Raw genomic sequence first — 24,356 nt, forward strand, 5'->3', positions numbered from 1 at the left:
CCTCCGTTGCCGTCGTCTCAGTCGCCGACCAGCGGCGGCGGCGCGGGGCGCGTCCGCAGCGCCTCCAGCGCGGCCAGCGCCACCCCTCGCGCGCCGGCCATGTCACGATCCGGCACCAGCGCGAAGGTGGCCAGGGCGGCCTGCTCCACGCGGAGCATGGTGTGCTCCCGCACGGCGGCCAGGAACCAGTCGCGGAACTCCGGGTCCGCCTCCACCACCCCACCGCCCACGAAGTACGCGTGCGGATCGGTGAAGTTCGCCGCGATGGTGAACAGGGCGCCGAGCGCCCTCGCCTGCTGGGCGAAGATCTCCCGGGCGAGTTCGTCGCCCCGCTCGCCGTAGCCGCGCACCAGCTTGGCCGCCCGCGCCGGCGACTCACCGGCCAGCGGATGCCCCGGGAAGCGGGTCAGCCAGTACGGCAACAGGTTGTGCTCGATCGCGGTCAACGACACGACACTCTCGACGTCACCGGCGAAACCGCAGGCGCAGGTCGGCATCGGCTGCCCCGGGGCCAGCACGGTGGTCATCGGAATCTGCACATGCCCCAGCTCACCGGCCATGCCCGCCGCGCCGGAGATCACCCGGCCGTTCTCGACCAGACCACCGCCGAGTCCGGTGCCGACGACCGCCGACACCGACGAGCGTCGCATCGCCTCGGACCCGAAGTGGATGTGATGGGCGTAGAGCGCCGCGGCGTTGCCATCGTTGTGGTAGACCACCGGCAGCCCCAACCGACGTTCGAGGGCGCCCCGCACGTCGTAGCCGCGCCAGGCCGGCTGGGAGAAGTTCGTGGAGCCCTTCGACGAGATGACTCCGCTCGCACTCGCCGGACCGGGGGTGTCCAGCCCGACCGCACCCACCCGTTCGCGTGGCACCCCGGTGCGGGCCAGCACGTCGTCGAAGGCGTCCGCCATCGCCGCCACCGCCGCCTGCGGACCGTCCTGCACCCGACTCGGCGTCTCCACCATGCGGTCGACCAGGAACCGCCCGTCGAGCGTGAGCACCGTGGTGTTGTTGGTCGTACCACCGTTGTCGATCCCGACGACCACCGTTGCGCTGTCCACCCGAGCTCCGCCTCCCGCCGTCACGACCTGACGTGAGGCTAGTTCTCGTACCGCCGGCCCGCCACGTCGTCCGGGCACCGGCCCATCATCGCGGTCGCGTCGGAGGCGTCGTCGCGCACCACCGACGGCACCAGTCCCGCCTCGGTCAGCACCAGGTGGAACTGCTCGACCTGCGCCCGACCGACCTCCACCACCAGGTGCCCTCCCGGCGCGAGCCAGTTCGGCGCGGCAGCGGCCAGGCGACGCAGCACGGCCAGCCCGTCCGGCCCGCCGTCGAGCGCCGCAGCGGACTCGTAGCCGCGCGCCTCCGGCGGTAGCAGGGCCATCGCCGCCGTCGGCACGTACGGGGCGTTCGCCACCACCAGGTCGAGCCGGCCACGCCAGGCGGCCGGCAGCGGATCGAAGAGATCCCCGGCGAAAACCGGCACCCCCACGGCGCCGAGGTTCCGGCGGGCACAGGCCACCGCCGCCGGGTCCACGTCGACAGCGGCCAGCAGCCGGGGGGCGGTGAGCCGACGCGCCAGCACCCGGCTGATCGCGCCCGAACCACAGCAGAGCTCTACCACTGTCGCCGCCGGTCCGGTCACCCGGACGGCCGCCGAGACCAGCAGGGCGGTACGCGCCCGGGGCACGAAGACGCCGGGCTCCACGTCGATCCGCTCGCCGCAGAACTCAGCCCAACCCAGCAGGTACTCCAGCGGCTCACCGGCGACCCGCCGCTCGGCACGTTCCGCGAGCGTCTCCGGACCGCCACCCGCCGCCAGGAGCAGGCGGGCCTCGTCCTCGGCCCAGACGCAGCCGGCTCGCCGCAACCGGGCGACAAGTGCGTCGTACCCGACCGGGGAGACCGGCGGTCCCATCAGGCGGCGGCGTCCAGCGCGGCCGACACGTCAGCGACCAGGTCGGCGGTGTCCTCGACCCCGCAGGAGAGCCGGACGAAACCGGGCGCGGTGTCGTCGCCCCACTGCGCCCGCCGGTCCGCGGTCGTGTGCAGACCACCGAAGGAGGTCGCCGCGGCGACCAGCCGGGCCCCGTCGAGGAAGCGGGCGACCCGTTCGGCGCTGCCGAGATCGAACGAGAGCAGGCCCGGCATCCGCCGTAGCTGTCGCACCGCGACCGGATGCGCCGGGTCGTCCGGCAGGCCGGGCCAGCGCAGCCCGGCGACGTCGGCGCGGCCGGCCAGCAGGTGGGCCAGCGCCGCCGCGTTCGCCGTCTGCCGGGCCAGGCGCAGGTCGAGGGTGGCCAGCGACCGATGGGCCAGCCAGGCGTCGAACGCGCCCGGCACGGCACCCGTCGCGGTACGCCACGCGGTGACCGTCGACAGCAGCTCCGGCGACCGGGTGGCGAGGTAGCCGAGCAGCAGGTCGGAATGCCCGGTCAGCGCCTTGGTGCCGGAGGCCACCACCACGTCCGCGCCGAGGTCCAGCGGACGCTGCCCGAGCGGGGTGGCGGTGGTGTTGTCCACGGCGAGCAGGGCGCCGGCGGCGTGCGACCGCTCGGCCAGCGCCGGCAGGTCCACCACGTCGAGCCCCGGGTTCGCCGGCGTCTCCACAAGCACCAGCCGTACCCCGTCGAACTCCGGGTACGGCCCGACGGTCGGCGCGAACAGCACCCGTACGCCGTTGCCGGCGAGGGTGTCGGTGGCGAAGGCGCGCACCGGGAAGTACCCGTCGGCGGGGAGGACCACCGTGTCACCGGCCCGGAGCACCGCCAGCAGCAGCCCGGTTATCGCCGCCTGCCCGCTGGCGAAGACCCGGCAGTCGCCGCCCTCCAACTCGCCGACCGCCGTCTCCAGCAGCCGGCGGGTCGGGTTGTCCGGACGCCCGTACCCGTTCGGAGCCGCCGCCGGCCCCTGCCAGGGGTCGAGATGGTACGGCGCGGCGAACACCGGCCCGGGCAGGAACGGTGTGCCGGGGGCGGGTTCGGGCAGACCCGCGTGCACGCACCGGGTGCCGTCCCCGGGCGACGGCTGGCCGTGCGGCTCGGGAGAGCTGAACTCACGCTCGCTCATGGTGCTGCTCACTCCGGCTTCGTGGTGCGGCTCATCAGGGCCTGGACCGCCAGGCGAGGGTCCACCCCCTCGTGGCAGACCAGCTCGACCTGCTCGGTGATCGGCATCTCCACCCCGTGCGCCCGGGCCAGGTCCCGGATCGCCAGCGCGCTCTTGACCCCCTCGGCGGTCTGCCGGGTGGCCACCCGCGCCTCCTCCAGGGTCGCACCCCGACCGAGGTGCTCACCGAACGTACGGTTACGCGCCGACGGCGACGAGCAGGACGCGACCAGGTCACCCATCCCGGCCAGCCCGGCGAAGGTGAGCGGGTCCGCGCCGAGGGCCACCCCGAGCCGGGCGGTCTCGGCCAGCCCACGGGTGACAAGCATCGCCCGGGTGTTGTGGCCGAAGCCCATCGCGGTGGCGATCCCGTACGCCAACGCGATCACGTTCTTGACCGCCCCGCCCAACTCGCAGCCGATCACGTCGTCGTTCGTGTACGGGCGGAAGTAGGGCGTGGTGATCGACCGCTGCACCAGCGTCGCCCGGTCGGAGTCGGTGCAGGCGACCACGGTGGCCGCGGGCTGCCCCGCGGCGATCTCCGGTGCCAGGTTGGGCCCGGAGACCACCACCACCCGGTCCGCCGCGACCTTGGCGGTCTCGACGATCACCTCGCTCATCCGCTTGGTGGTGCCGAGTTCGATGCCCTTCATCAGCGACACCAGGGTCGCCTCGGGATGCAGGTGCTCCACCCACTCGGCGAGGTTGCCGCGCAGGGTCTGCGACGGCACCGCCAGCACCACCATCTCGGCACCCTTGATCGCCTCGACCGGATCGCCGGTGCCGGTGACCCGCTCCGGCAGGACCACGCCGGGCAGGTACTCCGGATTACGCCGTTCGGCGCGGATCGCGTCGGCGATCGGCTGTCGCCGTGCCCAGAGCGTCACGTCCCGGCCCGCGTCGGCGAGGATCTTCGCGAACGCCGTACCCCACGACCCCGCTCCCAGCACCGCTACCTGTCCGGTCACGCCGCCGCCTCCGGATGCTGGCGGTCGGGCTGCGGGCGGGTGGTGCGCTGCCAGAGCGGCGGTGGTGTCCCGCCCCTTATGTCGGCGAGCATGTCCCGCAGCCGCAGCATGATCACGTCGGTCATCTCCTCCAGCACCTGACGGCTCGGAGCGGCACCGGCCCAGCGACTCAGGTCGATCGGCGGCCCCGCCACCACGGTCACCGGGATCCGGGGCCGCAGGTTGATCCGTGCACGACGCGGGTCGAAGATCCGCTGCGGTCCCCACATCGCCAGCGGCACCACCGGAGCACCGGTGGCCAGCGCCAGCCGGGCCGCGCCGGTCTTACCCTTCATCGGCCACAGGTCGGGCTCCCGGCTGGTGGTCCCCTCCGGGTAGATGATCACGGCGCCACCCTCGTCGAGCGCCCGGACCAGGGCGTCCAGCGACTTCACCGCGTCGACCGAGCCCCGCTCGACCGGGATCTGCCGGCACCGGTGCAGGATCCAGCCGATCACCGGAACCTTGAACACGCTCGCCTTGCCGAGGAACTGCGGCCACCGCCCGGCGTCGTAGACGAAGTGCGCGGAGACCAGCGGATCGGCGTGCGAGATGTGATTCGGCACGATGATCACCGGACCGTCCTGGCCCAGGTGCTCCAGGCCCCGCCAGGTCCGCCGGGTCCAGACGGTCATCACCGGCTTCACCAGCACCACGGCGAACCATTGCCAGAACCCCAGCCTGCGCCGACCCACCGTGCCTCCTCGTACCCGCCCCGACCCGCCCACCGGAGAAGCCCGGTGAGGTCCGCAGCCGAAATCATGCCTGCTCGCCCCGGGTACGGCCAGTGAGGGTACCGCCGTCCGGCTGGCAGGATGACAGGTGTGACGCAGCCCTGGACGGTGGTGGTGCCGGTCAAGCGCCTGGCAGCCGCGAAGACCCGGCTGCGTGGCGGGCTGCCGGGCGTACCCCATCAGGACCTGGCCCTGGCGCTCGTCGCCGACACCCTGGCGGCGGTGCGGGCCTGCCCGGGGGTGGCCGAGGTGCTGGTGGTCACCGACGACGGCCGGGTCGCCGAAACGGCCCGGTGTGCGGGTGCCCGGGTCCTGCCGGACGTCGCGGACACCGGACTCAACGCCGCGTTCCGGCACGGCGCGGCGGACGTCGCCGGCTGGGTGGCCGGGCTCACCGCCGACCTGCCCGCCCTGCGGCCGGCCGAACTGGCGGGGGCCCTGCACGCGGCACTGACCGGACCACCGGGGGTACGCCGGTTCGTGGCCGACGCCCCGGGCACCGGCACGGTGCTGCTGGCGGCCCCGCCGGGCGTACCCCTGGACCCGCGCTTCGGACCCGACTCGGCCGCCGCGCACGCGGCCAGCGGCGCCCAACCGCTCACCGGCGACTGGCCCAGCCTGCGGCGCGACGTGGACACCCCCGACGACCTGGCCGCCGCGGCGCGGCTCGGACTCGGCCCGCGCACCACGGCGCTCACCACCGGCTGTCTCATCGAGTCCTTCTCGACCTGACGGCGTGGGCGTTCACGCACCGCACCGTTGGGTTCGGTACGGTGCTGGCATGCAGGGCACTGTGGCGACCTTCGACGCGGCTACCCGCAGCGGGCTGCTGCTGCTGGACGACGGCACCGAGCTGTCCTTCCCGGCCCGCGCGTTCGACGCCTCCGGGTTGCGTCTGCTCCGTCTCGGCCAGCGGGTACGCGTGGAGACCGACGCCTCCGGCGACGTCGTACGCGTGACGCTGCCGACGATGTCCTGACAACCCGCCGCAAGTTCATTTTGCGTTAACCGAGTTCGGGTGATTATGGGCGGGTGAGCACCCCTCGCGAACGTCCCGCCAGCCCCGCCGCCACCGACGACACCACCAGCCGCAACGGAGGTCGCCCCCGGGGGACCGACGGACGGTTCCGCAGCAGCAGCTCGGCCCCCGACAACGTCCCGGACAACGACGCGGCAACCGCCTCCGCCGGTCTGGAGGAGGTGCTGGACCCGGTCTCGACTCCGGGCCTGCCGCAGCCCGCCGACGAACCGGCGCCCGTCCACGTGCTGCCGGAGGACCGGTTCCTCAACCGGGAGCTGTCCTGGCTCGACTTCAACGCCAGGGTGCTCGCCCTGGCCGAGGACCCACGCACCCCACTGCTGGAACGGGCCAAGTTCCTGGCCATCTTCGCCAGCAACCTCGACGAGTTCTACATGGTGCGGGTGGCCGGGCTGCAACGCCGTCTCTCCGCCGGGCTACCCGTGCGGGGCGGCGACGGACTGCCGCTGCGCACCCAGCTGGCGCTGATCTCGGAGAAGGCCGCCGCCCTGGTGGCCCGGCAGGCCGCCTGCTACGTCGACGACCTGCTGCCGAAACTCGCCGCCGAGGACATCCGGGTGCTGCGCTGGTCCGATCTCGGTGACGCCGAGCGGGAACGGTTGCGCACCTACTTCCGCGAGAAGATCTTCCCGGTGCTCACTCCGTTGGCTGTCGACCCGGCCCACCCGTTCCCGTACATCTCGGGCCGGTCGCTGAACCTGGCCGTCGCGGTGCGCGATCCGGACGGCGGGCCGGAGCTGTTCGCCCGGGTCAAGGTGCCCAACAACGTGCCCCGGTTCGTCCGGGTCGACCGGGACCAGCCCGGGGTCCGGATGCTGCCCGTCGAAGACCTCATCTCGGTTCACCTCGGCCAGCTCTTCTCCGGCATGCAGGTGGTCGAGTGCCATCTGTTCCGGGTCACCCGCAACGCCGAGGTCGAGGTCGACGAGGACCGGGACGAGGACCTGCTCCAGGCGTTGGAACGGGAACTGGCCCGTCGGCGTTTCGGCCCGCCGGTACGGCTGGAGGTGGCCGCCTCCATCTCCGACCACATGCTGGAACTGCTCGTCCGGGAACTGGACATGGACACCCAGGACGTGCTTCGGGTCCGTGGCCTGCTCGATCTCTCCGCGCTGTGGCAGCTCTACGGCGAGGCCGACCGACCCGATCTGAAGGACCCGCCGTTCGTTCCGGCCACCCACCCCCGGCTCGCCGAGGGCGAGGTGCCGCGCAGCGTCTTCGCCACCCTGCGCGACGGCGACGTGCTGGTGCACCACCCGTACCACTCCTTCGCGACAAGCGTGCAGCGGTTCATCGAGCAGGCCGCCGCCGACCCGAACGTGCTGGCGATCAAGCAGACGCTCTACCGCACCAGCGGTGACTCGCCGATCGTGGACGCGCTCGTCGACGCCGCCGCCGCCGGCAAGCAGGTGGTGGTGCTCGTCGAGTTGAAGGCCCGCTTCGACGAGGTGGCGAACATCGGCTGGGCCCGCACCCTGGAACGGGCCGGCTGCCACGTGGTCTACGGCCTGGTCGGCCTCAAGACCCACTGCAAGACCGCCCTGGTGGTACGCCAGGAGGGCAACCAGATCCGCCGCTACTGCCACATCGGCACCGGCAACTACCACCCGAAGACCGCCCGGCTCTACGAGGACTTCGGCATGCTCACCGCCGACCCCGAGATCGGCGCCGACCTGACCGACCTGTTCAACGTGCTGACCGGGTACAGCCGGCAGACCGCGTACCGGCGGCTGCTGGTGGCACCGCAGGGCATCCGCAGCGGTCTGATCGAACGGGTCGAACGGGAGATCAACCACGTCCGGCTGGGCATGCCGGGGCTCGTCCAGTTCAAGGTGAACTCGCTTGTCGACGAGGAGATCACCGACGCGCTGTACCGGGCCTCCCAGGCCGGCGTACACGTCGATCTGATCATCCGGGGGATGTGCACGCTCCGGCCAGGGGTGCCCGGGCTGTCGGAGAACATCCGGGTGCACTCGATCCTCGGCCGGTTCCTGGAACACTCCCGGGTCTTCCGCTTCGGCAACAACGGCGACGCGGAGTTCTGGATCGGCTCCGCCGACCTGATGCACCGCAACCTGGACCGGCGGGTGGAGGCACTGGTCCAGGTGACCGACCCGGTGGCCCGCGCCGAGCTGGACCATGTGCTCGGTGCCGCGATGAGCCCGGACGTGGACGCGTTCGAGCTGGCCGGCGACGGCACCTGGACCCGCCGTACCGGCCGGCCGGAGGCACCGCTGACCCATCTCCAGCACCTGCTGCTGCGACGCGTCGGCAGCACGGCCGGTTGAGCGGACGGGCATAGGCTGAGCAGATGGTCGAGGAGGAACGGAAGTTCACGGTGCCGGCCGGGTGGCTGCTGCCCGACCTCTCCCCCGCCGTGCCGGCCTCGGGGAGCGTCCGGGCGCTGCCGCCGGTGACCCTGGTCGCCACCTACCACGACACGGTGGACCTGCGGCTGGCCCGGGCGGGGGTCTCGCTGCGGTACCGCGAGGGTGACGAGGTGCCGTGGACGGTGAAGTTGCCGACCGGCAGCCCCGGCGTCCGCAACGAGATCTCCCGCGCCGGCACCGCCGACGCGATGCCTGCTGAGCTTGTCGAGCTGGTCACCGTCTTCCACCGTGGTGCCGCGCTGGCTCCGGCGGCGGTCGTGCGTACCGTCCGGCACGCCCAGGAGATCGTCGACACCGCCGGCCGGGTGCTGGCCGAGGTGGTCGACGACCAGGTCACCGTGCTCGACGCGGAGGGCGCCGCCACCAGTGCCTTCCGCGAGGTGGAGGTGGAACGCAAGGCCGGTGACGGCGCACTGCTCGACCGGCTCACCGAGCTGCTGCGCGACGCCGGCGCCCAGGGTGGCGACTTCACCCCGAAGCACGTACGCGCGCTCGGCCGGGCTGCCACCGGCGAACCGGACCTGGTCGCGCCGGACGACCTGCCGGCCGACCCGAGTGCCGCGGCGGTGGTCACCGAGGCGGTACGCCGCGAGGTGGGTCGGCTGTTGGCGCACGATCCGCTGGTCCGGCTGCGCGCACCGGTGGGCGACGACGACACCGCCGTGCACCAGATGCGGGTGGCCTGCCGGCGGTTGCGCAGCGATCTGAAGACCTTCGGCCCACTTGTCCGCCCCGCGTGGTCCCGGCCGCTGCGGACCGAGCTGAAGTGGCTTGCGGACGCCCTGGGGGCGGCCCGGGACGCCGAGGTGCTGCGGGAACGCCTACGGCGCACTGCCGCCACCGATCCGGTCAGCCCGGTGGATCCGGCGGCCGTCGACCGGCTGGACGCCGTCCTCGCCGGTTGGCAGGAGGAGGCGCTGTCCGGGGTCGACGAGGCACTGCGCTCCCCTCGGTATCTCGCCCTGGTCGACGCGCTGGTACTGGCGGCCCGCGCACCGCGACTCACGCCCCGCGCGGACGCACCGGCCCGGCGGGTGCTGCCGCGTCTCGTGGCCCGCCCGTGGCGACGGCTGGCCGGCACGGCGAAGAAGCCGGGCGGCGTCGCGACGCTGCACCCGGCCGGTCCCGACGAGCAGTGGCACACCGTACGCAAGCAGGGCAAGCAGGCCCGATCGGCGGTGACCGCGGTCGCCCCGGTGCTCGGTGGGGACGCGGCGAAGCTGGCCCGGGCGTTGGCGAAGGTGCAGAACCTGCTCGGCGAGCACCAGGACGCGGCGGTGGCCGCCGAGACCTGGCGGACGGTGGCCGAGGCCCGACCCGACGACCACCACCTGGCGGTGGCCGCCGGCCGGCTGCTGGAACGTGAGCGGGCGGCTGTGCGTCGGGCCCGGGCGGACTTTCCCTACGCCTGGCGGCGAGCCAGTCGACGACGCCGGACCCGGTGGCTGCCGTGACCGAGATCCGGGCGGCCGGCGGCGTGGTGTGGCGGCCGGCTGGTGTCGACGACGTCGAGGTGTGCCTGGTGCACCGGCCCCGGTACGGGGACTGGACGCTGCCGAAGGGCAAGCTGGAGCCGGGCGAGCATCCGCTGCTCGCCGCCGCCCGGGAGGTCGCCGAGGAGGCCGACGCGCAGGCCGCACCGCAGCTGCGGCTGCCGTCGGTGCGGTACCGCAGCGAAGGTCGACCCAAGGTGGTCGACTACTGGTCGATGCGGGCGGTGGGCACCGGCGGGTTCCAGCCGGACACCGAGGTCGACGCGATCCGTTGGCTGGCCGTCGACGAGGCGATGACGCTTGTCAGCTATCCGCACGACGTGGAGGTGCTCGCCGCGTTCGCGGCGCTGCCGCCGGTCACCGCGGCGCTGATGCTGGTGCGGCACGGTCACGCCGGTAAACGGCTGGCCTGGCCCGGCCCGGACACCGGGCGACCGCTTGACGCCCGGGGCTGGTCCGAGGCAGCGGCATTGGCACCGCTGATCGGGCTGATCCGCCCGACGCGGCTGCTCTCCGCGTCGGCGCGTCGGTGCGTGCAGACCCTCGATCCGGCCGCCGCGTTGCTGGACCTGCCGATCGAGGTCTGCGGCGACCTGGACGAGCCGAGCGCCGGTCAGCAGCCCGACGAGTGTGTGCTGGCCGCCGCCGCCCGCCTGGCCGCGTTGGCCGCCGCCGGGGAACCGGCGGCGGTGTGCAGCCAGGGCAAGGTGATTCCGGGCGCGCTGGAGCGGTTGGCCGGACGGTGCGGTGACTACACCACCGACAAGGGCGCTGGCTGGCTGCTCGCCTTCGCCGGTGACCGTCTCGTCGCCGCCGACCGTCTCTGACCGGCTGCCGGCCAGCTCTCGCAGCGGCGACAGCACAGCCGGTTCAGCTCGACAGGACGCGCAGGAGCACCCCTCGAACACTGCTTGTCGCCACCGAACCCGGCCGCTCACCGGATCAGGCCGGCAAGCGCCTCAGAGACCCGACAGGGTGAGGGTGACGGCGACCGGCAGGTGGTCGCTGGCGATGCCCGGCACCGCGACCGGATCGGTGGCGACCAGGTCGGGTGAGACGAAGACGTGGTCGATCTGCTCGCGCGGATCGTCCGCCGGGCTGGTCGGCAGCGGACGGGCGGGGGCGAGCGCGTCGACAAGACCGGCGCTGGTGAAGGTCGTGAAGGCCGGATCGCCGGGCTCGGTGTTGAAGTCACCGGCCACCACGAGCGGCGCGCCGTCGGCGTACCCGGTGGCGAAGTCCGCGACCGCGCGGGCCTGGACCACCGGGTCCGCACCCGGCGGCGGTTGCAGGTGGGTACTCACCACGGCCAGGCGTACGCCGGCACCGAAGTCGACGGTGACGCCGAGCGCCTGTGCCCCGGTGGGCGCGCCCACCGCGGGCAGCGGACGGGTCCGGGCCCGCTGCACCGGCCAACGGCTGAGCACCGCGTCCCCCCACAGCGGGTCGGCCGCCGGCGCGAAGACGTAGGGCATCCCCAGCCGCGTGGCGAGCAGGCCCAGTGTGTCGTGGCCGCCGTTGAGCAGCCAGCCCCGGTCCACCTCGCTGAGCACCACCACGTCGGCCCGGCCCACCGCCCGTTCCAGGGCGGTGAGGTCGAAGCGGCCGTCGAGGCCGAATCCCATCCGGATGTTGTACGCCACCAGCCGCACCCGCTCCGGCGGCCCGGTCCGGTTGCTCGACACCAGCCACGGCCCGTGCAGCCAGGCGGCGGCCAGGGCGACGATCGCGGCCAGCGCCGCCAGCCGCCACCGGGGCAGGTCCGGTGCGGATTCCGGCGCCGATGGTCGGAGCCCACCGGAGACCGCCGCGCCACGCATCGCGACGAGCCCGGTCAGCGCCGCCACCACGGCCGGTACCCACTGGTTGGGGTAGCCCAGATCGTAGGCGGCGTAGTAGACCATCGCCGCGACGGCGAAGCCGAGCATCCCGCCCACCGCCGCGAACGCCGGGCCGGTGCGGACGGCCTGCCGCGCCGGGGCAGCAGCGGCCAGACCGAGGCAGCCGCCCAGCCCCGCCGCGCTGAGCAGCATGGCGAAGCTCAGCAGTGGCGGCGGGCCGTACCCGAACAGCAGGGCTCCGGCCAGCAGCAGCACCGGCGGCAGCACCCGCCAGCGCGGGCGGAGCGGGATCAGCGCGCCGAGCAGGAACAGGGGCGCCGCGACACCCAGTGGGGCCAACGCGAACGGCGGCGACGTGCCGGTGCCCGCCTCGCCGTACCAGTAGGACATCGCGGCACTCGCGACCGCCGGTGACAGCGCCACCATGCCGCCGAGCAGCAGCGCCGGCCCGACGAGCAGCCAGCCGAGGCGGGCCGGCGGCGCGGCGCCGTCGACCCGCTGCGTGGTGTCGCGGCGGCGACCGAACGCCGTCTCGGCAGCCAGTAGTGCCGCCACCACCGCCACGCTGGCCACCCACGCCGGCCACCGCCCCCACCACACCAGGTCGTACGTGCCGAGCAGGGCGTGTCCCAGCGCGTTGGCGGTCAGCCCCAGCACCAGCCCGGGCACCGGGTGCGCGACCCGGGCGGCGGTGGCGGCCAGCCAGACCAGACCGGCGAGCAGACCAGCGCTGGCCAGCCACAGTTGGGCCCGGCCACCGGGCGCGGCGGTGAGGGCGAGCCGGGCGGCGCCGAGCAGCAGCACCGCGACCACACCGACGAGGTCGGCACCGACCCGCGCGACGAGGAGCGGCGCGGCGAGCGCCAGCACGAACCAACCGAGCGCGTACGCGCCGAGCAGCTCGGCCGGGGTCGACGCGGCCTGCCCGAAGATGGTGATGACCGACGGTAGGAAGACCCGCAGCACGTCGATCAGGACGACGAGCCCCAGGGCCAGGGTGGCGGTGCCGAGACGACGCTGACTCAACCCGGTTCTCTTTCCGGCGAGGGGTGGTGCGGCGATTCTGCTGGCCGGGTCCCGTGCCGGTCAACGGCTGTCCGCCAGGCGGTGGACTGTCGGGTGGACATGGCGAGGGCGCCCGCCGGTCGGCGGGCGCCCTCGTCGTACGACCGGCTCAGCGCCGGGCCGCAGCCTTCCTGGCCGGCGCCTTCTTCGCCGGAGCCTTCTTGGCCGTCGCGGTCTTCCGGGCCGCCGTCGCCTTGGTCGCCGCGGCGGTCTTCTTCGCCGGGGCGGCCTTCTTCGTGGCGGTCTTCTTCGCCGGAGCGGCCTTGGCTGTCGTCTTGGTCGCGGTGGTCTTCTTGGCCGCCGCGGTCTTGCTCGCCGTGGTCTTCTTGGCTGCGGTGCTCTTCGCCGCGGTCGTCTTCTTCGCCGCGGTCGCCTTGGCACCTGTGGTCTTGGCGGTGGCCCCGGCGGTCTTCTTCGCCGCAGCCGTGGCCTTCGGCACCTTGCCGCTGGCCACCATCTCCTTGAACCCGGCGCCGGGGCGGAACGTCGGCACCGAGGTCTTCTTGACCTTCACCGCCTCCCCCGTACGCGGGTTGCGGGCTGTTCGCGCGCCCCGTACACGCTTCTCGAACGCTCCGAAACCGGTGATCGCCACCTTCTCGCCCTTGGTGACCGCCGCCTGGACCTCAGCGAGGACCGCGTCGAGCGCGGCCGTCGCCGTTTTCCGGTCCCCCAGGCGAACGGCGAGCGCCTCGATGAGCTCGGCCTTGTTCACGACTTCCTCCTGATTGTGCAACTGACTCGACGCGAGCCATTCTGCGCGCACGGTATGCCCTGTGCTGGCGGGACACAAACATTCGGCGGAAAAAAGCCCTTGTGTCGTAACGGATTCGCCCCCACCGGTGGCACCGGTGGGGGCGAAATCGGCTGGAGATCGGGGCGATCGGGCTACGCGACCCGGGGCAGGAAGGCCGGTCGGCCCGCCTCGAAGGCGCTGATCCGGTCCTCGTGTCGGAGGGTGAGTCCAATGTCGTCCAAGCCCTCCATCAGCCGCCAGCGGCTGAAATCATCGAGCGGGAACGACCAGCTGGCGGTGCCGGCCCGCACCTCGCGTGCGGTCAGGTCGACGACGATCGGAGTGGTCGGATCCTCCTCGACCATGCTCCAGATTTCTTCGACAGCTTTCAATTCCAGCTCTACCGGAAGCAGCCCTTCCTTGAGTGCGTTCCCGCGGAAGATGTCCCCGAAGCGCGGCGAGATCACCACTCGGAAGCCGTAGTCGCGCAACGCCCACACGGCGTGCTCCCGTGATGACCCGGTGCCGAACTCGGGACCGGCCACCAGAATCGACGCTCCCGAATAAGCTTGATCGTTGAGCACGAATCCCGGATCCTCGCGCCACGCGCTGAACAGCCCGTCGGCGAATCCGGTACGGGTCACCCGCTTGAGGTACACGGCGGGGATGATCTGGTCGGTGTCCACGTCGGACCGACGCAGCGGCAGCGCGGTGCCGGTGTGCACGGTGAACTTGTCCATCTGTCGCAGCCCTTCTACAGGTCGGCGGGGGCGGCCAGCCGGCCGACGACGGCGGTGGCGGCGGCCACCGGCGGGCTGACCAGGTGGGTACGCCCACCCCGGCCCTGGCGGCCCTCGAAGTTCCGGTTGGAGGTCGAGGCGGCGCGCTGCCCCGGGGAGAGCGTGTCCGGGTTCATGCCCAGGCACATGGAGCAGCCGGCGAAGCGCCACTCGGCTCCGGCGTCGGTGAAGACCTTGTCCAGGCCCTCCGCCTCGGCGGCCTCGCGTACCGCGGCCGATCCGGGCACCACGAGCATTCGTACCCCTTCGGCCACCTGGTGGCCGCGCAGCACGTCAGCGGCGGCGCGGAGGTCCTCCAGGCGGCCGTTGGTGCACGAGCCGACGAAGACCACGTCCACGGCGAGGTCACGCAGCGCGGTGCCGGGGCTGAGATCCATGTAGGCCAGGGCCCGGCGGGCGGCGGCCCGCTCCGGCTCGGTGACGAACTCCTCCGGGTCCGGCACGGTCGAGGCCAGCGGGGCGCCCTGCCCGGGGTTGGTGCCCCAGGTGACGAACGGAGTGATCTCGGCGGCGTCCAGCGTCACCTCGGAGTCGAAGCTCGCGCCCTCGTCGGTGGGCAGCGTCCGCCAGTACTCCAGCGCCGCGTCCCAGTCGGCGCCGCTGGGGGCGTTGGGACGCCCCTTCAGGTACGCGAAGGTGGTCTCGTCCGGCGCGATCATGCCGGCCTTGGCCCCCCACTCGATGGACATGTTGGCGATCGTCATCCGTCCTTCCATGGACAGCGCCCGGATCGCCTCACCCCGGTACTCGACGATGTGCCCGCGCCCACCGCCGGTGCCGACCTTGGCGATCAGGGCGAGCACCAGGTCCTTCGCGGTGACGCCGGGGCCGAGTCGGCCGTTGACGGTGACCGCCATCGTCTTCGGCCGGGCCTGCGGCAGCGTCTGGGTGGCCAGCACGTGCTCGACCTCGCTGGTGCCGATGCCGAACGCCAGCGCGCCGAACGCGCCGTGCGTGGCCGTGTGCGAGTCGCCACAGACGATCGTCATGCCGGGCTGGGTGAGGCCGAGCTGCGGGCCGATGACGTGCACGATGCCCTGGTTCTCGTCACCCAACGGGTGCAGCTTCACACCGAACTCGGCGCAGTTGCGGCGCAGCGTCTCGATCTGGGTGCGGGAGGTGGGGTCGGCGATGGTGAGCAGGTCGCCACGGCGCTGCTGGAACGAGGGATCGGCGTACCCGGTCGGGGTGTTGTGATCCTCGGTCGCCAGCGTGAGGTCGGTACGCCGCACCCGGCGGCCGGCCATGCGCAGACCGTCGAACGCCTGCGGGCTGGTCACCTCGTGCAGCAGGTGCAGGTCGATGAAGAGCAGATCGGGCTCACCATCGGCGGACCGGACGACGTGTGCGTCCCAGACCTTCTCGGCCAGGGTCCTCGGCTCAGGAGTGACTCCCACCATCTGGACATCCTAAATTCTGGGAGGTAAATTTCGGCTTGTGGGACACAGTATGAGCGGTGTCGGCGTTCTCGACAAGGCGGTGGTCATCCTGGCCGCCTGTGTCGACGGCGCCAGCCTGGCCGAACTCGTTGAACGCACCAAGCTGCCCCGGGCCACCGCGCACCGGCTGGCACAGGCGCTGGAGATCCACCGGATGCTGGTCCGGGACACCCAGGGCCGCTGGCGCCCCGGCCCGCGCCTGGGTGAGCTGGCGAACGCGGCGCCGGATGTGCTGCTGACCGCGGCCGAGCCACTGCTGGCCGCCCTGCGGGACGCCACCGGCGAGAGCGCCCAGCTCTACCTGCGCCGGGCGGACGAACGGATCTGCGTGGCCGCCGCGGAACGCGCCAGCGGCCTGCGGGACACCGTCCCGGTGGGGTCGGTGCTGCCGATGGTGGCCGGATCGGCGGCGCAGATCCTGCTCGCCTGGGAGCCGCCCGAGGCGGTGATGCCGCTGCTGCCCCGATCCAAGTTCACCGGCCGCACCCTCGCCGAGGTACGCCGCCGGGGCTGGGCGCAGAGCGTCGCCGAACGCGAGGCTGGTGTGGCCAGCGTCTCCGCGCCCATCCGCGACCGCACCGGCCGCGTGATCGCCGCCATTTCCATCTCCGGCCCCATCGAACGCCTGGGCCGCCGCCCCGGCGAACGCCACGCCATGGCCGTCGTCCGAGCCGGCCAACGCCTCTCCGGCCTCTAACCCACCAACCCCCACCCCGCTCCCGCTACACCCCCGCTCCACCCCGTTGATCATGAAGTTGTTGTCACGACCCGCCGGTCGGCCGGACAACAACTTCATGATCAACGGAGCTGGTGGGGTGGGTGGGCGGAGGGGAGATGGGAGAAGCCCGTCTCGGCGGGCGAGACGGGCTTCGGTGGGTGGTAGCCCCGACCGGATTCGAACCGGCGCTACCGCCTTGAGAGGGCGGCGTCCTGGGCCGCTAGACGACGGGGCCAGGCACTTTCCAGGTTCACCAGCCCTTGCGGGCGGTGCGGCAGTAGTCTAGCGGCGCCGTCGCCGCGTGCCGCACAGGGGTCCGGGCTGATCTCCACGACGGGCATCAGCGGTCGTAGGCGCGGGCAGTTGGCCGGGAAAGCGAAACGGCCCGCTCCGCAGCAGCGGAACGAGCCGTGAACACCTGTAGCCCCGACCGGATTCGAACCGGCGCTACCGCCTTGAGAGGGCGGCGTCCTGGGCCGCTAGACGACGGGGCCAGAACACATCGCGGCACCACCTTCACGGTGGTGCCGCCGAACTCTACCAGACCTCGCGACCGAGCCCCTCACGGTGCATCGGTGCCGAACTCCACCAGAATCCAGCGGCCTCGATTCGTGACGAATCTCGGCTGCGCTGGGGTACCAGGACTCGAACCTAGACTAACTGAACCAGAATCAGTCGGGCTGCCAATTACCCCATACCCCATTGGCCCCTTGCGGCGCCGGGAACAAACTCTACCCTCCCGGCACCGACAGGCCAAATCGACTTCCCCAAACGGCACCTGAGCTGCCAAAACGACGATCAGGCCGGCGATCAGGCCGCCGACACGACCGGGTTGGTCAGCTCACCGATCCCCTCGATCCGGACGCTCACCGTATCCCCGTCCGTGAGCGGGCTAACCCCCGCCGGGGTGCCGGTCAACACGACGTCACCGGGCAGCAGCGTCATCACGTGTGAGACGTACGAGACAAGTGCCGGCGCGTCGAAGACCATGTCCCCGGTACGCCCCAGTTGCCGTACCTCCATCTCCTCCGGGTCGCGCCCGACCTCGCAGCGGATCTCCAGGTCGGTGACGTCCAGCCCGGTGGTGATCCACGGCCCGATCGGGCAGAACGAGTCGAACCCCTTGGCCCGGGTCCACTGGCTGTCGGAACGTTGCAGGTCCCGGGCGGTGACGTCGTTGGCACAGGTGTAACCGAAGATGGCCCGCTCCGCGGCGGCCCGGTCCGCCCGACGGGCGCCGGGCGCGCCGATCACCACCGCCAGCTCGGCCTCGTGCTCGACCTGCTTGCTGAACTCCGGTAGCCGGATCGCGTCCCGGGGGCCGATGACCGAGGTCGAGGGCTTCAGGAACAACAGCGGCTCCTTCGGCACCTCCGCACCGTGTTCGGCGGCGTGCTCGGCATAGTTGCGGCCGACGCAGACCACCTTGCTGGGCAGGATCGGTGAGAGCAGCCGCACATCGGACAGGGCCCAGCGGACTCCACTGAACGTGATCTGGCCGAACGGGTGGCCGGAGATCTCGGCGATGGTGAGCCCCTGCGGGCCCGCCTCCGGCTCCCCCTCGACGACCCCGAACGACATTCCCTTGGCATGAGCGAAACGAGCGATACGCACAGGGCCAATGTAGTGCGGCCAGCGGGCGATCGCCGCAGCTTACCCGCGTTGGCCACCGCCGGGGCCGGATTCGCCGCTTCGTACCCGCCCGACGCGCCCCCGCCCCTAGCGTCGGCTGCGGAGGTTCGTTCGCATGCCTGCATCGACACGACACCACAAGGCCCTAGCGGCGATCGTGCACTGCATCGGTCTGCTGACCGCCCTGCCGGTGCTGCCGACGGCCACCGTCCCCGCCGCTCCGACGGCCACCGTCCCGGCCGCTCCGACGGCCGGGCGGCTCCAGCCGGCGGCGGCCACACCCGATCCCAGCATGCCGGCGGCACCGCCGGCGGTGCCGACACCGACCCGGGTGGCCTCGCCGGCCGCCAGACCGAAGGTGAGCGTGCGGGTCGCGCCGGAGCAGAGCGCCGCGCCCGGGTACCGGATCGAGGTCCGCAACGCCAGCGGAACCCCGGTGGACACCACGGTCCGCCAGGAACTGCCCCAGGGCGTCTCGGCGACCACTGTCAGCGACGGCGGCCGGGTGGTAAGCCCCGGCGGGTCGACGGGGACCGAGGTGACCTGGCGGCTGAAGCTGCCGCCGGACAGCACCACCACCCTGGGCACCACGCTCACCACAGCTACCTCCCGACAGCCACTCACCGCACCGACGTGCGCCTTCGCCAGCGACGGTCGGCAGCCGTACGACTGTGCGAGCGCCACCTGGACGGCGCCCGGGATGGCGACCCAGTCGCAGGAGCCCACCGGGTGGCGTCGCCAGGCTCCGGCGCTCCTGGCCGCCGGAGTCGCGCTGGTGGTGCTGGGTCTGGTGGGACTGCTCACCTGGCGACACCGCCGCCGGCCGGTGGCCGCGGCGCTGGCCTCGGACGGGCCGGGCACGATCTATCCACGCCCGGCCACTCCCCGGCCGCCGGTCCGACGCCGCAAGCCGCCGGTCTGGGTCGTGGTGCCGGTGGCCGCGATCGTGCTGGCCGGCACGGTGGGCGCCGCCGCGTGGTCGGCCACCCGCCGGGTCGTCGCCATCGACGCGGACAGCCAACCGACAAGTGGCGCCTGGAAGGGCACCGGGGTCAGCGGGGTGCTGGGGATGCCGCTGCGCGAGGACGCGTTCGAATTCACCGTCTACCGGATGACCTGCGAACCGGGTCGGGGCGCGCGGCAGTGCCAGGCGACCGTCGGGGTACGCAACCTCACCCGGGAGCACCAGAGCTGGCACGGCAAGCTGCAACGGGCGTACCTGGCCAACGGCAACTGGGTCACCACCGACGAGCCGGCCACCCGACGGGTGAACCAGGGACGGGACGTGTTCGCCGACCCGCTTGCCGCCGGCAGCCGCGTGGTGCTGCCGCTGGTCTTCACGATCAACGGACGGGAAGCGCCGCAGCGGCTGGAGCTGCGCAGCGGCGTCTTCTCCGCCGGCGTACGGGTCGACGTGCCCTGACAGTGCGGCGGGACGGCGGTCGTACCCTTGGGGCCGTGACCGCCGTCCCCATGTCCGCCACCTCCGCCGTCGGCGGTGGGAGCGGGTGCGCCTCGCGCGCCGGGCGGGCGGTGGTGACCAGCCTTCCGGCGGCCACCTGGCGGCCCCTGCTGGCCGGTCACGAACAGCGTGCCGACTCGCTGACCGAGGGTCACCGGGCCCGCCGGGCCACCGGGGAACGCCACGCCATCGACGATTTTCTGTACGACTACTACGGCACCCGACCGTCGGTGCTGCGGCGGTGGCATCCCGGTGTCGGTGTCCGCCTGGAGGCCGGCCCGGACGGTCCGGCACCGCACCACTCGTGGCGCTGGTACGCGACCGACCCGGACGGGGCGGTACGCCTCGACGTCGACGCGTTCCGCGCCGACCGGGGGGACTCCGTGCGCTTCATCCACCGGCTGCTGACCGCGATCGCCTCCCGACCAGCCTTCACCGGCTGCTTCGGCCTGCACGAGTGGGCGATGGTGTACCGCCAGCGTGAGCACCGTCATCCGCTGCCCCTTCGACTCGGCCAGCGGGGCACCGACGCGGTGGTCGAGTCGCACCAGATCCGGTGCTCGCACTTTGACGCGTACCGGTTCTTCACTCCGGAGGCGGTCGGCCGCAACCACCTCCGACCGACGCGGGCCAGTCAGGTGGATCTCGACCAGCCGGGCTGCCTGCACGCCTCGATGGACTGCCACAAGTGGGCCACCAAGCTCGGCCCCGCCGTCCCCGGCGACCTGGCGCTGGACTGCTTCGAGCTGGCCGGGGACATCCGGCTGCTCGACATGCGCGCGTCGCCGTACGACTTCTCGTCGTACGGCGAGCCGGCGGTGGCGATCGAGACCCCGGAAGGCAAGGCCGAGTACGTGGCCCGGCAACGCGGGTTCGCCCTGCGGGCCAACCGGTTGCGGGCCCGGCTGATCGAGGTCTGCTCGGCCCTGCTGGACCGGACTGAAGCGGCGACTCCGGAGCGCGCCGAAGCGACGGACCGGGCCGAAGCGGCGGAGCAGGCAGCAACGGCGGAGCAGGCAGCAGCAGCAGCGGCTCCGGACCGGGCCGGGCCGGCGGCCCGAGCCGAGGCGTGACCTGGGCGACGCCAGGTACGGCCGACTACTCGCCGTCCACCCGGCGGTCGCGCTTGCGCTGCCCGCGACGCTTCTTCTCGGTCAGCCGCCGCTCCTTGGCCGCCCGGGACGGGCGGGTCGGCCGGCGGGGTGGCGGCGGCGGGGCGACCGCTTCGCGGAGCAGCGACACCAGGCGTTCCCGGGCGGCTTCACGGTTGGCCAACTGTGCCCGGTGTTCGCTGGCCGCGATCGTCAGTACGCCGTCGACCAGCCGTCCGGCGAGCCGGTCCAGCGCCCGGGTGCGTAGCGACTCGGGGATGCTCGGTGAGCCGGCCAGGTCGAAGCTCAGCTCGACCCGCGAGTCGGCGGTGTTGACTCCCTGCCCGCCCGGTCCGGACGACCGGGAGAAACGCTCCCGCAGCTCAGCGGCGGGAACCGTCCACCTGTCGGTCACCCGCAGTCCGTCGTCCACGCCCTGAGGCTAGCGTGGGGCTCCGGAGCCGCTCGCGCCAACGCCGCGACCGCCCGGTCAACCCGGCGATCCGGGTTCAGCGGGTGGGGCGCTCGTCCGCGCTGCTGCTCGGCGTCGGCGCGGCCGGAGCCGGCTCGTCACCGCCACCGGCGGCGGCGTAGGCGACCGCGCCGATCAGGAGCAGGGCGATGACACCGACCTTCGTGGTGACCACCTTGATCAGCATCCAGGCGGCACGACGCGCGCCGGGAACCGTCTTCTTGGCCGCCTGGTAGTCGTTCCAGCCCCGCCGGGCGCGCGCGTACGACGACCCGACGCCACTTCCGATGATGAGGCCCACCAGCAGGAGGACCGCGATGAGAGGACGCTCCACCCACGCCAGTATCCATACCGAGCGTAATATTTCCATTCTCCGATCATCGAGCGCGGGAATCCGACAGTTGCCCCGTTCTCCACGTAATCGGACAGTAGCTCTGGGTAATCAGCCGCCCTTGCCGATGATCGTGTCGGCGGTCTGTTGCACCTGCTCGATCGGGATGGCGAACCCGATGCCGATCGAGCCGTTGCCGTCGATCGTCGCGATCGCGGTGTTCACTCCGACCACCTCGCCACGCGCGTTGACAAGTGGTCCACCCGAGTTGCCGGGGTTGATCGAGGCATCGGTCTGCACCGCCCGGTGCCGGTTGTCGCCGAGGCGCACCTGACGGTCCAGCGCGCTGACGATGCCCGCGGTCACCGTGCCGGGCAGCCCCAGTGGCGATCCGACGGCCAGTACCGGCTCGCCCACCCGGGTCGCACCCGGCTTGGCCAGCGGCAGCGACGTCAGGCCGGCCGACGACGGCACCTTGAGCACCGCCAGGTCACTGTCCGGCTCCCGGCCCACCACCTCCGCCGCGAACCGCCGGCCGTCCGGCAGTTCCACGGTCACCGGTCCACCACGGCCCTTGGCGATGATGTGGTCGTTCGTGATGATGTGCTGCTCCGAGTCGACAGCGAAGCCGGAACCGCTCGCCGAGCCGCCAGCACCACCGCCCACCAGCACCGACACCACGCCGGGCACGGTCTTCTCGGCGGCCGTCACCAACTCCGCCGGCACCGGGGCCGCGGACGCGGCGGCCGGACCCGTCACGCCGTCCCGACCGGCCACCCAACCGCCGGCCACCGCTCCCGAGCCGGCGGAGATCGATACCATCGCCAGCCCCGCCAACAACCGGCGACGCCAGCCGCCCAGCAACCGGTCCCGTTCCTGTGCCGGCGCGTCCGTTCCGCCCCGCCCGTCCGGGTCGAGGTCGGGCGAGACGAACCAGGGTCCGCGCGGCTCGCCCAGTCCGGTCTGCACTGCCATACGTACGCTCCTCACGTGCGCGGCCGGCGACGGCCGCTGTCGCGGATCGGGCCCGTCGGGAATCAGGGCAGGCGGGAGAACCAGCGCATCGAGCCGACCGCCGCGCCCATCGCGAGCACCAACCCGAGTCCGATGAACCGGGCCGAGACGTCCTGCCGCATCGTGCGCCACCCCACCGAGCTGCCGATGTCGTCGTAGACGGCCCGCAGTTCGGCACTCGTGGCGGCCTCGTGGAAGCCACCCCCCGTCTCCTCGGCCACGGCCCGCAGCGTCTCCCCGTCCACCGGCACCTGGATCGGCCGGCCGCCACGGTCGACGAAGCCGCTCGGCGTGCCGAACGAGATGCTGTGCACCGGCACGTCGAAGGCCACCGCCTCCGCGGCGGCCTCCATCGGATCCATGCCCGAGGTGTTCGCCCCGTCGGAGAGCAGGATGATCCGGGCCGGCGGTGGCTCGGTCGCGGCCTGGTCGTCGAGCGCCTTCACCGCGCCCAACGAGGTGCTGATCGCCTCACCGATCGCGGTGCCCTGCACGCCCGTCGCCCCCTCGGCCAGCCGTTCGATCCCGTCGTGCAGCGCCTCCCGGTCGGTACCCGGTGGCACCAGCACCGCCGCGCTGCCGGCGAACGCCACGAGTCCCACGTTGAACTCGTCGGGCAGCCCGTCGGCGAACCGCCGGGCGGCGCTCTTGGCCGCGCTGAGCCGGTCCGGCTCGACGTCACCGGCGAGCATCGAGGTGGAGACGTCCACCGCCACCATCACGGTGGCGCGTTCCCGGGGTACCCGGACCTCGGCGGTGGGACGGGCGAAGCCGACCACGAGCAGGGCGAGCATCGCCAGGAAGAGGCCGGCCGGCAGGTGTCGGCGCCAGGTCGGACGACGGGGTGCCACCCGGTCGAGCAGCCGCAGATTGGTGAACCGCACCGCGTACCGACTGCGCCGCCGGTGCGCCACCAGATAGGCCAGGGCCAGGGCGACCACGCCGAGCAGGAGCCAGAGCCGGACGGGAGACTGCCAGATCACGCCGCACCGCCCCGACGCGGCGCGGCGGCAGCGGTGGCCAGCCGACGTTGGGCGTGCACGTGTCGCACGATGTCCACTGTCCAGTCCCGGTCGGTACGCAGCGCCAGATGGGTCGCGCCGGACCGGCGCAGGGCCTGCCGGACCTGATCGCGTTGGGCCGCGGCCGCCGCCGCGTAGCGCTCGCGCAGGTGGCGGTCACCGGTCCACACCTCGCGGTGTTCGCCGGTCTCCGGGTCGACCAGGGTGATCAGGCCGACGTCCGGCAGCTCCAGCTCGCGGGGGTCGGTGACCTCGACCGCGAGCACCTGGTGGCGTGCCGAGAGCTGGCGCAGGGGACGTTCCCACCGGGCCGGTAGCCGTACCTCGTCGGGCAGGCCGTCCAGGAAGTCGGAGACCACCACCACCAGACCACGCCGCTGGGCCACCCGGCGCACCTCGGCCAGCGCGTCGGCCAGCCCGGCGGCGGGCGCGGGCCGCGCCGTGGTGTCCTGGTGGTCGCCGCCGCCCCGGGGCGCGGCCAGCAACGCGCGGAGCAACCCCAGCAGGTGGGTACGCCCACCCCGGGCGGGCACCCGGTGCAGCCCGTACGGCGTGAGCACCTGCGCGCCGAGCCGGTTGCCCGGCCCGGCGGTGAGGAAGCCGATGGTGGCGACCGCGGCCACCGCCAGTTCCCGTTTGTCCAGCTCCGCGGTGCCGTACTCCATGCTGGGGCTGGCGTCGACGAGCATCCAGGTGGTCAGTTCCCGGTCGGCGTCCACCTCCCGCACGTGCGGCACCGCGGTGCGGGCCGTCACCGACCAGTCCATCCGGCGCACCTCGTCCTCACCCGGCCGGTACTCGCGGCTGCCCGCCGGTTCGCTGCCGGGACCGGGCAGCAGTCCGTGCCGCTCACCGTGCAGCAGACCGTCGAGACGGCGGGTCACCGTGAGTTCCAGCCGCCGCAGCCGTTGGTCGGGCGTGAGATCGGCGAGCACCGGGTCCGCCGCCACCGGCGG

Annotated in this window: 23 protein-coding genes and 3 tRNA genes; 8 read left to right on the top strand and 18 right to left on the bottom strand. The window is 72.9% G+C overall.

Features of this window, described 5'->3' with window-relative positions; translation table 11 throughout:
* Window positions 1-17: 17 nt before the first annotated feature.
* The 5 genes from CLT74_RS15555 to CLT74_RS15575 are packed head-to-tail and all read right to left on the bottom strand — an operon-like array spanning window position 18 to window position 4,816.
* Window positions 18-1,064 carry an ROK family protein gene (locus CLT74_RS15555; RefSeq protein WP_486582325.1) on the bottom strand — a complete coding sequence of 349 codons (1,047 nt, stop codon included), beginning with the start codon at window positions 1,062-1,064 and terminating at the stop codon, window positions 18-20.
* Window positions 1,065-1,102: 38 nt separating this feature from the next.
* Window positions 1,103-1,924 (bottom strand): putative protein N(5)-glutamine methyltransferase, encoded by an 822-nt coding sequence (locus CLT74_RS15560; RefSeq protein WP_099847189.1) that lies wholly within the window; start codon window positions 1,922-1,924, stop codon window positions 1,103-1,105.
* Window positions 1,924-3,075 (bottom strand): cystathionine gamma-lyase, encoded by a 1,152-nt coding sequence (locus tag CLT74_RS15565; RefSeq protein WP_099852078.1) that lies wholly within the window; start codon window positions 3,073-3,075, stop codon window positions 1,924-1,926. Before CLT74_RS15565 ends, CLT74_RS15560 begins: the two co-directional genes overlap by 1 nt.
* Window positions 3,076-3,083: 8 nt before the next feature.
* The gene (locus CLT74_RS15570) at window positions 3,084-4,082 is read right to left on the bottom strand and encodes an NAD(P)H-dependent glycerol-3-phosphate dehydrogenase (protein WP_099847190.1); all 999 of its coding nucleotides are present in this window, start codon (window positions 4,080-4,082) and stop codon (window positions 3,084-3,086) included.
* Complete coding sequence (locus CLT74_RS15575) at window positions 4,079-4,816, bottom strand: lysophospholipid acyltransferase family protein (RefSeq protein WP_099847191.1); 738 nt, start codon at window positions 4,814-4,816, stop codon at window positions 4,079-4,081. Before CLT74_RS15575 ends, CLT74_RS15570 begins: the two co-directional genes overlap by 4 nt.
* A 129-nt stretch (window positions 4,817-4,945) precedes the next feature.
* Here CLT74_RS15575 and cofC point away from each other — a divergent pair, with 129 nt between their 5' ends.
* From cofC to CLT74_RS15600, 5 genes are read left to right on the top strand one after another with little or no spacing between them, the layout of a single operon-like run.
* Complete coding sequence (gene cofC, locus CLT74_RS15580) at window positions 4,946-5,587, top strand: 2-phospho-L-lactate guanylyltransferase (protein ID WP_099847192.1); 642 nt, start codon at window positions 4,946-4,948, stop codon at window positions 5,585-5,587.
* 49 nt (window positions 5,588-5,636) lie between these two features.
* The gene (locus CLT74_RS15585) at window positions 5,637-5,834 is read left to right on the top strand and encodes a cold-shock protein (RefSeq protein ID WP_099847193.1); all 198 of its coding nucleotides are present in this window, start codon (window positions 5,637-5,639) and stop codon (window positions 5,832-5,834) included.
* A gap of 53 nt (window positions 5,835-5,887) precedes the next feature.
* Complete coding sequence (locus tag CLT74_RS15590; protein WP_099847194.1) at window positions 5,888-8,182, top strand: RNA degradosome polyphosphate kinase; 2,295 nt, start codon at window positions 5,888-5,890, stop codon at window positions 8,180-8,182.
* A 23-nt stretch (window positions 8,183-8,205) separates the two neighbouring features.
* Window positions 8,206-9,738: a CYTH and CHAD domain-containing protein gene (locus CLT74_RS15595; protein ID WP_099847195.1), complete on the top strand. Its 1,533-nt coding sequence runs from the start codon at window positions 8,206-8,208 to the stop codon at window positions 9,736-9,738.
* On the top strand, window positions 9,726-10,604 hold the full coding sequence (locus CLT74_RS15600; RefSeq protein ID WP_099847196.1) for an NUDIX hydrolase: 879 nt from the start codon (window positions 9,726-9,728) through the stop codon (window positions 10,602-10,604). Before CLT74_RS15595 ends, CLT74_RS15600 begins: the two co-directional genes overlap by 13 nt.
* A gap of 132 nt (window positions 10,605-10,736) precedes the next feature.
* On the opposite strand, the gene CLT74_RS15605 is transcribed toward CLT74_RS15600, so the two are convergent.
* The 4 genes from CLT74_RS15605 to leuC all read right to left on the bottom strand — a co-directional run bounded on the left by CLT74_RS15605 (window position 10,737) and on the right by leuC (window position 15,619).
* Entirely contained in the window at window positions 10,737-12,644 is a 1,908-nt protein-coding gene (locus CLT74_RS15605; protein WP_099847197.1) for an endonuclease/exonuclease/phosphatase family protein, read from the bottom strand.
* A gap of 148 nt (window positions 12,645-12,792) precedes the next feature.
* On the bottom strand, window positions 12,793-13,398 hold the full coding sequence (locus CLT74_RS15610) for an HU family DNA-binding protein (protein ID WP_099847198.1): 606 nt from the start codon (window positions 13,396-13,398) through the stop codon (window positions 12,793-12,795).
* A gap of 173 nt (window positions 13,399-13,571) precedes the next feature.
* A complete protein-coding gene (leuD, locus tag CLT74_RS15615) occupies window positions 13,572-14,159 on the bottom strand; it encodes a 3-isopropylmalate dehydratase small subunit (protein WP_099847199.1) in 588 nt (195 codons plus the stop codon).
* A gap of 14 nt (window positions 14,160-14,173) precedes the next feature.
* The gene (gene leuC / locus CLT74_RS15620; protein ID WP_099847200.1) at window positions 14,174-15,619 is read right to left on the bottom strand and encodes a 3-isopropylmalate dehydratase large subunit; all 1,446 of its coding nucleotides are present in this window, start codon (window positions 15,617-15,619) and stop codon (window positions 14,174-14,176) included.
* Window positions 15,620-15,668: 49 nt separating this feature from the next.
* Between leuC and CLT74_RS15625 the strand changes: the two genes are divergently transcribed.
* A complete protein-coding gene (locus CLT74_RS15625) occupies window positions 15,669-16,355 on the top strand; it encodes an IclR family transcriptional regulator (RefSeq protein WP_091084913.1) in 687 nt (228 codons plus the stop codon).
* Between the two features lie 180 nt (window positions 16,356-16,535).
* Here CLT74_RS15625 and CLT74_RS15630 read toward each other — a convergent pair.
* From CLT74_RS15630 to CLT74_RS15645, 4 genes are all read right to left on the bottom strand, one after another.
* Window positions 16,536-16,611: transfer RNA gene (locus tag CLT74_RS15630), tRNA-Glu, on the bottom strand.
* A 186-nt stretch (window positions 16,612-16,797) separates the two neighbouring features.
* Window positions 16,798-16,870, bottom strand: a tRNA-Glu gene (locus CLT74_RS15635).
* A gap of 136 nt (window positions 16,871-17,006) precedes the next feature.
* Window positions 17,007-17,078: transfer RNA gene (locus CLT74_RS15640), tRNA-Gln, on the bottom strand.
* A gap of 108 nt (window positions 17,079-17,186) precedes the next feature.
* Complete coding sequence (locus tag CLT74_RS15645; protein WP_099847201.1) at window positions 17,187-17,990, bottom strand: fumarylacetoacetate hydrolase family protein; 804 nt, start codon at window positions 17,988-17,990, stop codon at window positions 17,187-17,189.
* A gap of 133 nt (window positions 17,991-18,123) precedes the next feature.
* On the opposite strand from CLT74_RS15645, the gene CLT74_RS15650 reads away from it, so the two are divergent.
* Both CLT74_RS15650 and CLT74_RS15655 read left to right on the top strand, forming a co-directional pair.
* Entirely contained in the window at window positions 18,124-19,431 is a 1,308-nt protein-coding gene (locus CLT74_RS15650) for a hypothetical protein (RefSeq protein ID WP_099847202.1), read from the top strand.
* A gap of 50 nt (window positions 19,432-19,481) precedes the next feature.
* Window positions 19,482-20,543 (top strand): 3-methyladenine DNA glycosylase, encoded by a 1,062-nt coding sequence (locus CLT74_RS15655; RefSeq protein ID WP_486582735.1) that lies wholly within the window; start codon window positions 19,482-19,484, stop codon window positions 20,541-20,543.
* A 25-nt stretch (window positions 20,544-20,568) separates the two neighbouring features.
* Here CLT74_RS15655 and arfB read toward each other — a convergent pair whose 3' ends face one another.
* The 5 genes from arfB to CLT74_RS15680 all read right to left on the bottom strand — a co-directional run bounded on the left by arfB (window position 20,569) and on the right by CLT74_RS15680 (window position 24,350).
* On the bottom strand, window positions 20,569-20,994 hold the full coding sequence (gene arfB, locus CLT74_RS15660; RefSeq protein ID WP_099847203.1) for an alternative ribosome rescue aminoacyl-tRNA hydrolase ArfB: 426 nt from the start codon (window positions 20,992-20,994) through the stop codon (window positions 20,569-20,571).
* Window positions 20,995-21,070: 76 nt separating this feature from the next.
* Window positions 21,071-21,367, bottom strand: a complete 297-nt coding sequence (locus CLT74_RS15665) for a hypothetical protein (protein WP_099847204.1) — start codon at window positions 21,365-21,367, stop codon at window positions 21,071-21,073.
* A gap of 108 nt (window positions 21,368-21,475) precedes the next feature.
* Window positions 21,476-22,339: a trypsin-like peptidase domain-containing protein gene (locus CLT74_RS15670; RefSeq protein WP_099847205.1), complete on the bottom strand. Its 864-nt coding sequence runs from the start codon at window positions 22,337-22,339 to the stop codon at window positions 21,476-21,478.
* A gap of 62 nt (window positions 22,340-22,401) precedes the next feature.
* Window positions 22,402-23,361 carry a VWA domain-containing protein gene (locus CLT74_RS15675; RefSeq protein WP_099847206.1) on the bottom strand — a complete coding sequence of 320 codons (960 nt, stop codon included), beginning with the start codon at window positions 23,359-23,361 and terminating at the stop codon, window positions 22,402-22,404.
* Window positions 23,358-24,350 carry a DUF58 domain-containing protein gene (locus tag CLT74_RS15680; protein WP_486582736.1) on the bottom strand — a complete coding sequence of 331 codons (993 nt, stop codon included), beginning with the start codon at window positions 24,348-24,350 and terminating at the stop codon, window positions 23,358-23,360. The genes CLT74_RS15675 and CLT74_RS15680 overlap by 4 nt, the downstream gene beginning before the upstream one ends.
* Window positions 24,351-24,356 lie beyond the last annotated feature (6 nt).

It is taken from the genome of Verrucosispora sp. CNZ293 (genome assembly GCF_002754655.1).

Bases quoted from the DNA above. Each gene is read 5' to 3' on its own strand.
- CLT74_RS15560 (WP_099847189.1), bottom strand. From the start codon at position 1,924: ATGGGACCGCCGGTCTCCCCGGTCGGGTACGACGCACTTGTCGCCCGG.
- CLT74_RS15565 (WP_099852078.1), bottom strand. From the start codon at position 3,075: ATGAGCGAGCGTGAGTTCAGCTCTCCCGAGCCGCACGGCCAGCCGTCG.
- CLT74_RS15585 (WP_099847193.1), top strand. From the start codon at position 5,637: ATGCAGGGCACTGTGGCGACCTTCGACGCGGCTACCCGCAGCGGGCTG.
- CLT74_RS15595 (WP_099847195.1), top strand. From the start codon at position 8,206: ATGGTCGAGGAGGAACGGAAGTTCACGGTGCCGGCCGGGTGGCTGCTG.
- leuD (WP_099847199.1), bottom strand. From the start codon at position 14,159: ATGGACAAGTTCACCGTGCACACCGGCACCGCGCTGCCGCTGCGTCGG.
- leuC (WP_099847200.1), bottom strand. From the start codon at position 15,619: ATGGTGGGAGTCACTCCTGAGCCGAGGACCCTGGCCGAGAAGGTCTGG.
- CLT74_RS15625 (WP_091084913.1), top strand. From the start codon at position 15,669: ATGAGCGGTGTCGGCGTTCTCGACAAGGCGGTGGTCATCCTGGCCGCC.
- CLT74_RS15650 (WP_099847202.1), top strand. From the start codon at position 18,124: ATGCCTGCATCGACACGACACCACAAGGCCCTAGCGGCGATCGTGCAC.
- CLT74_RS15655 (WP_486582735.1), top strand. From the start codon at position 19,482: ATGTCCGCCACCTCCGCCGTCGGCGGTGGGAGCGGGTGCGCCTCGCGC.
- CLT74_RS15670 (WP_099847205.1), bottom strand. From the start codon at position 22,339: ATGGCAGTGCAGACCGGACTGGGCGAGCCGCGCGGACCCTGGTTCGTC.